Raw genomic sequence first — 7,975 nt, forward strand, 5'->3', positions numbered from 1 at the left:
GTGTAGTTGATGCCATCTTTGTTGAGCCAGATTACAGTGGCAGGGGCGCGGCGAAAAAGATGCTCCAGTTTTTAGAGCACCTAGCGAAAGAACAGGGCTTGCGATTGCTAACGCTCGAATCCACCCTCAATGCAGCGYCTTTTTACCGTGCATGCGGCTTTGTGGGCGATGAGATATCAACGTATCACTCCCCAAAAGGGATCCGTTTAGACTGCGTGCCGATGGAAAAACCACTTTAAACACAACATCGATAACAGCGAGAAAGACTATTATCGGTGTTGATTTAGTCACTAAAGTAATACTAGTGTACGTCCATCACCGTAATAAAGTGTAATAGAATTAAGAAATGACACCTCTGTAGTCTCGTGACTTCTTAGTTCAGCTGTGTCTGAGTCGAGTTATATTTAAAACATCTTGGTTTCGGTATTTACAGAATGAGTGTTTAGCTTATCATTTTAGATAAAGTTTATGATAAAGCATAACAGATGAAGATGTTGGACTTCATGAGTATATGCGATTAACTAAGGAGAAGAAAATGGCAAGTTATGTAGAAAGTGCACTTACAAAAGGGGAACAGGTCGTCTACCAAGGAAAGATAAGTATCTGGTCGCTTGTGCCGTTGTTGCTTCTTGGATTTATCTTTTTAGCCTTCTATGGGCTAGGACTTCTGTTCTGGATCGCGGCTGCTATAAGGTATTTTACAACAGAGCTTGCCATTACGAACAAGCGGATCATCGCTAAGTTTGGTCTCATCAGCCGATCAACCATTGAGATTAACCTTCAAAAGATCGAAAGTATCCGAGTCAATCAGGGGATTTTGGGGAGGATTTTCAACTTTGGTTCAATAGTTGTCTCAGGAGCAGGAAATCCTCAAGCTCCAATTCCTGGAATATCCAGCCCCCTTCTTTTTCGTCGAGCGTTTATTGATACGCAAGAGAGTAACGAGTAACTTCAGGTTAGTGCTCTTATTTAAATCTTTTCGACATATACGAATTTATACTATGGACACAGGATAGAGTGTCTGAGCGTTTTATTACCGATGTGGTTGATACGTTTTACATCTCTGAAATAGACGGGCAGGTTATCGGTAGCGGTAAGCTCAACACACAAACTGGTCTAGTCGATGCCATCTTCGTAGAGCCAGATTACAGTGGCAGGGACGCGGCGAAAAAGATGCTTCAGTTTTTAGAGCACCTAGCGAAAGAACAGGGCTTGCGATTGCTAACGCTCGAATCCACCCTCAATGCAGCGCCTTTTTACCGTGCATGCGGCTTTGTGGGCGATGAGATATCAACGTATCACGCCCCAAAAGGGATCCGTTTAGACTGCGTGCCGATGGAAAAACCACTCTAGACACAACATCGATAATAAGGAGCAAGGATGACTGACGTTTTATCACTGGTTTCAATAGGGTTCGCATTCTTTGTTGTCGCGGTCTCTCCGGGGCCGGCGAACATCTCCAATGCAACCGTCGCCATGAGTAAGGGGCGAAAAGTCAGCCTTGTTTACGGCGCAGGGTTATCTATTGGGCTGCTTTTTTGGGGCATTGTCGCCGCCAGTGGCTTGGGGGTGGTGCTGCAAGGGTCGGTGTATTTACTCATGCTGCTAAAAATCGCGGGTGGCGTTTATCTTCTATGGCTGGCTTATCTTTCTTTTAAATCATCCTTTAACGCCGCCGCGACTGTCTCCACAAACGATCACCAAGAAGTGGGATACCGAAAATGGTTTGTTCGTGGCGTGGTTCTAAATTCCTCTAATCCTAAAACCGTGGTGGCATGGATGGCGGCTTTGTCGGTTGGAATGGGTTCAAGCAGTGATGGGTTGTTTCTTGTCGCTGCGGTGCTGACTTGTATGCTGGTCGGCTTTTTGGTGAATGGGATGTACTCCCTGTTGTTTTCAATCAACGGCGTGATGAACGTCTACCAAAAAGTGGCGCATTGGGTTGAGCGAGTAGTTTCTGGGATCTTTGCGCTGGCAGGATTAGGATTGCTGCGCTCTGCTTTTAGTCGCAATCCTGCGTGAGGCTTTACCTCAACCCAACTTGAGGGGTTAATCTGGTGCCATTCACATAAGGAGTCGACGATGACATCAGCACCCATGATTGAAGAGTATTTACATCGCCTCGCGTTGAGTGAGGCGAAGGGCGTGGCACTGGTTACTGAGCTTATTGAAAAGCACTTGGCGCGGTATGCGTTTTCTAGCCTTAATGCCTTGGCGGGGCAGCCACTTTCTTTGCAGACGGATGCTTTGTTTGAACGATTGGTGGTGAACCAACAAGGTGGCTATTGCTTTGAGCATAATAAGATTGCCTACCTTGCCCTTAAACATTTGGGGTTTAAGGTGCGCAGTGTGCTGGCGCGGGTGATGCTCAATGGTAAGCCCACCAATCCCCGTACTCACCGAATGAATGTGGTTGAGCTCAATGGTGAAACCTATTTAGTTGATGTGGGTTTTGGCAATAAAACCCCTCGCGGATTACTCAATATCAACCAGCGCACCTGTGTCATCGGGCACGATACTTATCAAATCACGCGCAATGGCGATGTGGTGACGGTGGTATTACACGAGCCCGATCAACCGCCACTAACACTGTACGAGGTTGAGCTTTACGACGTAGTAGAAGCCGACTTTGAAGTGGCGTATTTCTATTCTCATCAACACTTAGATGCCATTTTCGTCAATAACCTCGTGGTGTCGTTGATCACCGCTTCACACCGCTATTTGATTCGTAATCAGCAGTTTTTGGTCTGGGATGCGGCAGGGCAACTTGTCACCGATAAAAGCATCGATAGCGTCGAGGCATTAACTCAGCTGGTTCATGAGGTGTTTTTATTGCAACCACCCAAAGCGGTGTTGGAAACCGCATTTGCAAAGGTGACGGCCAACGCGGCGGCTTGAGTGAGCGGATGTTCGCGACGGATGAATGCGATGAGGGTTGGTTAGCACTGATTGAAGACGATCCCTACCATAAACCTCCTCCGTTTGAAAAGCTTGTCGGTGATCTCAGTGGTGCCTATTCACGCCGTATTAATATTCAACATCGCTTGGTCTATCAAGTCCCCGAGGATGAACCGGTGGTGAAAGTGCTCAGGCTCTGGAGCTATTATGAATAGTGGCTGATTCGAATCCCTTTTTCTCATTTTTATTAAGGAACAAACTGTGAAATCTATCTTCTTTTTTAATTCGATGTTGACGCCAAAACTGGTCACCGGACTGTATTGGCTGTTGTTACTGATTGCATTAGCTTCGGGGCTAGGCACTATGTTTGGAGGCTACGGTGGGGTGCGGCTGGAAAACATTGCCATGGGCCTATTTACTATTGTTGCCGGTGCAGTAGGAGCAAGAATTTGGTGTGAGTTGATGATTGTGATTTTTAAAATCAACGAAAATCTTCAAAGCCTCAAAGAGGTGAAAGAGCGTCCAGACGTGTAAATGCGTTGATAGTGTTGAGTATAAAAAAGCCAGCGAGATGCTGGCTTTTTAGTAAGATTATCGGCGCCTTATTCTTGATACAGGCCGAGGTTTTCTTTGGCGTAGGCTTCAAATTCGGTAAAGCCGCCAACGTGCTCTTGGTCAACAAAGATTTGTGGCACGGTTTCAACCGGTTTACCGACGGTTTTTTCCAGATCGGCTTTGCTAATACCCTCTGCGTGGATATCCACATAGCGGTAGTTGAAATCTTCGCGGCTTGTTTTCAATTCTTCAGCCAAATCTTTTGCGCGAACACAGAATGGGCAGCCAGGGCGGCCAAAAATTACGACGAACATAGTCATCTCCTTTAGCGTCAATGGGTTTACTATGCCCGATCCCTGGGTAAGAAAAAAGACGAAATTACCTTTTGCATTGATAGAAAAAATCGATTGTTCTTTTTCACCGCCCGTAAGGCCTTGTGTGACGCGGATGGCTAACAATATGGCGGAATAGTAGGCAGAGCAGTGGTTTGCGACACCGTATAGAAAAGTGTATACCCGTATCACCTGATGTTATACCGATTGAAAGGACCCATCATGAATCCAACGATTGAGACACTGCTTTCTCACCGCTCTATTCGTAAATTTACTCAAGACGCGATTTCTCCCGAGCAATTGACCCAGATTATTGATGCGGCGCGCGCGGTATCCAGCTCAAGCTTCTTGCAATGCACCAGCATTATTCGTGTGACGGACAAAGAAAAACGACGCTTATTGGCGGAATACGCGGGCAACCAAGCGTATGTGGCCGACTGTGCGGAATTTTTAGTGTGGTGTGCCGATTTCCATCGCCATGAGCAAATCAATCCAAATGCCCAACTAGGTTTTACCGAGCAGACGCTTATCGGTGCGATTGATAGCGCGCTGATGGCGCAAAACGCCATGGTGGCGGCTGAATCCATGGGGCTCGGGGGCGTGTATATTGGTGGCCTACGTAACCAGCCGAGCAACGTAGCTGAGTTGTTGGCATTACCTAAACATGTGTTGCCTTTATTCGGAATGTGTTTGGGTGTGCCCGCTCAAGATCCGGAGCGCAAGCCTAAGTTGCCTGCATCTTTGTTAGTGCATGAGAACAGCTACCAAGCGATGGATGAAACAGCGCTTGGTGAGTACGATCAGCAAGTGCGCGAATATTATCAAACCCGCACAGGGGGCAACAAAGATATGTCATGGAGCGAGCAAATTTCGGCAACATTGGAAAAAGAGTCGCGACCATTTATGAAGGATTTTGTGAATAAGCAGGGCTTTAGCACCCGCTAAACGCATCAAGTTTCCCTTTAGTGTTCACCGTGTAAAAAAGCAGCATTGCGCTGCTTTTTTTTATGTTTTTGGGCGCAATATGCCTAAGTTTTCTCACTGTTTTGTTGGCTTAARGTTGGATTTTTCCTTAATGCGCTAAAACCTATTTACATCCTTGGTATAACCCGTAATATTGCCGCGTTTTTGTGCTGTACGATCATTTTTCCTTAGGGTTGTGAGCACAGTTTTTGACTTTTGAATCATATTTTTTCGAAGTAGGGTAACTATGGAAAACAAATTGGCTAATCCAGCGCCTTTGGGGTTGATGGGTTTCGGTATGACAACCGTGCTGTTAAACATTCATAACGCAGGGTTCTTTCCGATTGATAGCATGATTTTGGCGATGGGCCTGTTCTACGGAGGCCTCGCGCAAGTGATCGTGGGCATCATGGAATTTAAAAAGGGCAACACCTTTGGCACCACAGCGTTTACCTCATATGGCCTGTTTTGGCTGACGCTGGTTGGTTTGATTGTGATGCCAAAGCTTGGCATTGCTGAGGCCAGCCCAGCCGCATTTATGGGATGGTATTTGGTCATGTGGGGCCTGTTTACCGGCTTTATGTTTATCGGCTCACTGCGCTATTGCTTCGCCAAGCAGTTTGTTTTCGGTAGTTTGACGGTACTGTTCTTCCTGCTTGCCGCGCGTGATTTCACCGGCAGTGCCTTTATTGGCACCATTGCAGGCTTTGAAGGGATTGTGTGTGGTTTAAGCGCGATCTATTTCGCGATGGCGCAAGTGCTAAACGAAGAATATGGTCGCACTATCTTGCCAGTGGGCGACAAACAGCCACAGGCAGCTGTGGCGCAACACGCCGCTTAATCGCTATACCGCGTGGGCGTATAGGCTCACGCGGTTATCGTGGCTTCGCTGAGGCGTAATAGGTTATAGCGAAAAGCCCAAACAAAAAGCCCGAGCTCATGACGAACTCGGGCTTTTTTATACCGTGTGAACGGTGCTTATCGCGTCAAAGACGGTTAGCACATCACCTTAACCGCAAGACCGCCTTGCGATGTTTCACGGTATTTTGCATTCATGTCTTTACCGGTTTCCATCATGGTTTCGATAACTTTATCCAAAGAAACACGTGGCTCGGAAGAGCGTTGAAGCGCCATACGAGAGGCGTTAATCGCTTTCACCGCGGCAATACCATTGCGCTCGATACAAGGTACTTGCACTTGGCCCGCAACTGGGTCACAGGTCAAACCGAGGTTGTGCTCCATAGCGATTTCTGCCGCCATGCACACTTGGTGAGGGCTACCGCCCATCAGCTCTGCCAAGCCAGCTGCGGCCATCGAGCAGGCAACGCCTACTTCGCCTTGGCAGCCGACTTCTGCACCAGAAATCGAGGCGTTTTGCTTATACAAGCCACCAATTGCACCGGATGCAGCGAAATAGCGGGTGTAGGTTTGCTTGTCGACGGTTTCGATAAACTTATCGTAGTAGGCCAGCACGGCAGGGATAATGCCACACGCGCCATTGGTTGGTGCGGTTACGACACGGCCACCGGCGGCGTTTTCTTCGTTGACGGCAAAGGCGAACATGTTCACCCAATCCACCACGGCCATCGGATCAATGTTGTATTTTTCGCTGGTTTTTAACTGGTTACGCAGCGCAGCGGCACGGCGTGGCACACGCAGAGGTCCCGGAAGTACCCCTTCGTTTTCCATGCCGCGGTTCATACACGCCTGCATGGTTTTCCAAATGTCAGCAAAGTAGGTATCGATTTCTTCTTGGCTGTGCATGGCACGCATGTTGGCCATTACCAAACCGCTGATGGAAAAACCGGTTTCTTGCGTGAGCGCCAACAAGCCGTCTGCGGTATTGAAGTCGTAAGGGACCTCCACCGTTTGCATGGCAGGCTGACCGAACTCGGCTTCTTCGACAATAAAACCGCCGCCGATCGAGTAGTAGGTTTTGCTCAGCACACACTCATCACCTTGCCACGCATGGATTTGCATACCGTTTTCGTGCAAGGAGAGGTTAGAGGTATGGAAGTTCATTCCACCTTCACGCGGAAAAGCGACCACATGCTGCTGTTCGCCCAGCGGCAATTGCTCGGTGTCTTCGACGCGTTTGACGAAGCCAGGAATAGAGTCAATATCAACGGTTTCAGGGCTGTTGCCTGCAAGGCCCATGATAATGGCGATATCGGTGTGGTGGCCTTTACCGGTGAGAGACAAAGAGCCGTAGACATCAACGCTAATCCGATCGACGTCGGTTAAACGTTGATTCGCGACGAGCTCATCAATAAAGCATTTACCGGCTTTCATTGGGCCAACGGTGTGAGAGCTGGAAGGACCTACACCAATCTTAAAAATGTCAAAAACACTGATCATGTGTCTTACCTCAGTCAATGCCCTAAGGGCAATGGATTTAGTGTTTACGCAATCCGTCCGTGGTATTGACTGTGATAACGAGCGATACCGCGCTCGTAATGAGAATCAGGAGCAGGGCAAACCCCACTCCTGATTTTTTGGGAATCACCGCAAACATCGATGGATGCGGTTGACTGAGTCATCCCGATAGTCACCTCTATGACTATCACGCATTTTATTGCGATTTAGAAGAACAAACCGTAAAGAATGGCTGAGATTGCAATCAAACCCATGACCAATACAAAGGCGTTGCTAATTGTACCTGAATACTTCTTCATTGCTGGCACATTTTTCACGGCGTACATTGGCATAATGAATAGGATGGTGGCAATGATTGGGCCGCCAAGTGATTCAATCATACCCAGAATGCTTGGGTTTAGGGTCGCAACCAGCCAAATGGTCAGGATCATGAAGACCACAGTGAACACGTCGATTTTCTTACGGTTGACTGGTTTGTTATCGGCGCCACGCATCACTTTGACGATCAAACCGTTCAGACCTTCACGAGCACCTAAGTAGTGACCGAAGAACGAAGAGACGATAGCTACGAAAGCGACGATAGGACCTAGGTACGAAATGAATGGGCTTTCGTGCTTGTTAGCGAGGTAAGAAAGAATCGCGATGTTTTCTGATTTCGCCGCTGCCAGATCGGCAGGCGTCAGTGACAGTACGCAAGAAAACACGAACAGCATCACGAAACCAAGTAGCATACCTGCCGCACGCAGCAAGATTTGCGCAGATTTCTGCTCGGCATCTTTACCGTGGTCACGGCTTTGTGCCATTGAGAACGCCGAAATCGCAGGGCTGTGGTTAAACGCGAAGACCAACAC

The 7,975-nt window shown here is 48.0% G+C and carries 11 protein-coding genes and 1 pseudogene; 9 read left to right on the top strand and 3 right to left on the bottom strand.

What is annotated here, in order from left to right; all coding sequences use genetic code 11:
- The 7 genes from BZG83_RS15090 to BZG83_RS15120 all read left to right on the top strand — a co-directional run.
- The coding region (locus BZG83_RS15090) for a GNAT family N-acetyltransferase (protein ID WP_131825104.1) at nt 1–239 on the top strand (239 nt) is incomplete at its 5' end.
- Between the two features lie 296 nt (nt 240–535).
- Nucleotides 536–949, top strand: a complete 414-nt coding sequence (locus BZG83_RS15095; RefSeq protein ID WP_077481761.1) for a PH domain-containing protein — start codon at nt 536–538, stop codon at nt 947–949.
- Nucleotides 950–984: 35 nt separating this feature from the next.
- Complete coding sequence (locus tag BZG83_RS15100) at nt 985–1,353, top strand: GNAT family N-acetyltransferase (RefSeq protein ID WP_077481764.1); 369 nt, start codon at nt 985–987, stop codon at nt 1,351–1,353.
- Nucleotides 1,354–1,380: 27 nt separating this feature from the next.
- Nucleotides 1,381–2,022 (top strand): LysE family translocator, encoded by a 642-nt coding sequence (locus BZG83_RS15105; protein WP_077481766.1) that lies wholly within the window; start codon nt 1,381–1,383, stop codon nt 2,020–2,022.
- Between the two features lie 60 nt (nt 2,023–2,082).
- Nucleotides 2,083–2,898 (top strand): arylamine N-acetyltransferase family protein, encoded by an 816-nt coding sequence (locus tag BZG83_RS15110; protein WP_077481768.1) that lies wholly within the window; start codon nt 2,083–2,085, stop codon nt 2,896–2,898.
- Nucleotides 2,899–2,906: 8 nt separating this feature from the next.
- On the top strand, nt 2,907–3,113 hold the full coding sequence (locus tag BZG83_RS15115; RefSeq protein ID WP_077481770.1) for a Txe/YoeB family addiction module toxin: 207 nt from the start codon (nt 2,907–2,909) through the stop codon (nt 3,111–3,113).
- A 46-nt stretch (nt 3,114–3,159) separates the two neighbouring features.
- Entirely contained in the window at nt 3,160–3,432 is a 273-nt protein-coding gene (locus BZG83_RS15120) for a DUF4282 domain-containing protein (protein WP_077481772.1), read from the top strand.
- A 68-nt stretch (nt 3,433–3,500) separates the two neighbouring features.
- Here BZG83_RS15120 and BZG83_RS15125 read toward each other — a convergent pair whose 3' ends face one another.
- Nucleotides 3,501–3,767 (bottom strand): GrxA family glutaredoxin, encoded by a 267-nt coding sequence (locus tag BZG83_RS15125; protein WP_069587260.1) that lies wholly within the window; start codon nt 3,765–3,767, stop codon nt 3,501–3,503.
- A gap of 240 nt (nt 3,768–4,007) precedes the next feature.
- Between BZG83_RS15125 and nfsA the strand changes: the two genes are divergently transcribed.
- Both nfsA and BZG83_RS15135 read left to right on the top strand, forming a co-directional pair.
- Nucleotides 4,008–4,730 (top strand): oxygen-insensitive NADPH nitroreductase, encoded by a 723-nt coding sequence (gene nfsA, locus BZG83_RS15130; RefSeq protein WP_077481774.1) that lies wholly within the window; start codon nt 4,008–4,010, stop codon nt 4,728–4,730.
- Nucleotides 4,731–4,995: 265 nt separating this feature from the next.
- The gene (locus BZG83_RS15135) at nt 4,996–5,589 is read left to right on the top strand and encodes an acetate uptake transporter (protein WP_069587264.1); all 594 of its coding nucleotides are present in this window, start codon (nt 4,996–4,998) and stop codon (nt 5,587–5,589) included.
- A 155-nt stretch (nt 5,590–5,744) separates the two neighbouring features.
- Here the strand turns inward: BZG83_RS15135 and BZG83_RS15140 are convergent, their stop codons facing one another.
- Together BZG83_RS15140 and BZG83_RS15145 are read right to left on the bottom strand one after the other, a co-directional pair.
- Nucleotides 5,745–7,106 (bottom strand): L-serine ammonia-lyase, encoded by a 1,362-nt coding sequence (locus tag BZG83_RS15140; protein WP_077481776.1) that lies wholly within the window; start codon nt 7,104–7,106, stop codon nt 5,745–5,747.
- A gap of 224 nt (nt 7,107–7,330) precedes the next feature.
- Nucleotides 7,331–7,975: pseudogene (locus tag BZG83_RS15145) on the bottom strand (HAAAP family serine/threonine permease); the annotation flags it as partial.

The organism is Salinivibrio sp. PR919, assembly GCF_001995355.1.
In the GTDB taxonomy this organism is placed as follows: domain Bacteria; phylum Pseudomonadota; class Gammaproteobacteria; order Enterobacterales; family Vibrionaceae; genus Salinivibrio; species Salinivibrio proteolyticus.

Coding starts and splice junctions, on each gene's coding strand:
- BZG83_RS15095 (WP_077481761.1), top strand. CDS start 536: ATGGCAAGTTATGTAGAAAGTGCACTTACAAAAGGGGAACAGGTCGTC.
- BZG83_RS15105 (WP_077481766.1), top strand. CDS start 1,381: ATGACTGACGTTTTATCACTGGTTTCAATAGGGTTCGCATTCTTTGTT.
- BZG83_RS15110 (WP_077481768.1), top strand. CDS start 2,083: ATGACATCAGCACCCATGATTGAAGAGTATTTACATCGCCTCGCGTTG.
- BZG83_RS15115 (WP_077481770.1), top strand. CDS start 2,907: ATGTTCGCGACGGATGAATGCGATGAGGGTTGGTTAGCACTGATTGAA.
- BZG83_RS15125 (WP_069587260.1), bottom strand. CDS start 3,767: ATGTTCGTCGTAATTTTTGGCCGCCCTGGCTGCCCATTCTGTGTTCGC.
- nfsA (WP_077481774.1), top strand. CDS start 4,008: ATGAATCCAACGATTGAGACACTGCTTTCTCACCGCTCTATTCGTAAA.
- BZG83_RS15135 (WP_069587264.1), top strand. CDS start 4,996: ATGGAAAACAAATTGGCTAATCCAGCGCCTTTGGGGTTGATGGGTTTC.
- BZG83_RS15140 (WP_077481776.1), bottom strand. CDS start 7,106: ATGATCAGTGTTTTTGACATTTTTAAGATTGGTGTAGGTCCTTCCAGC.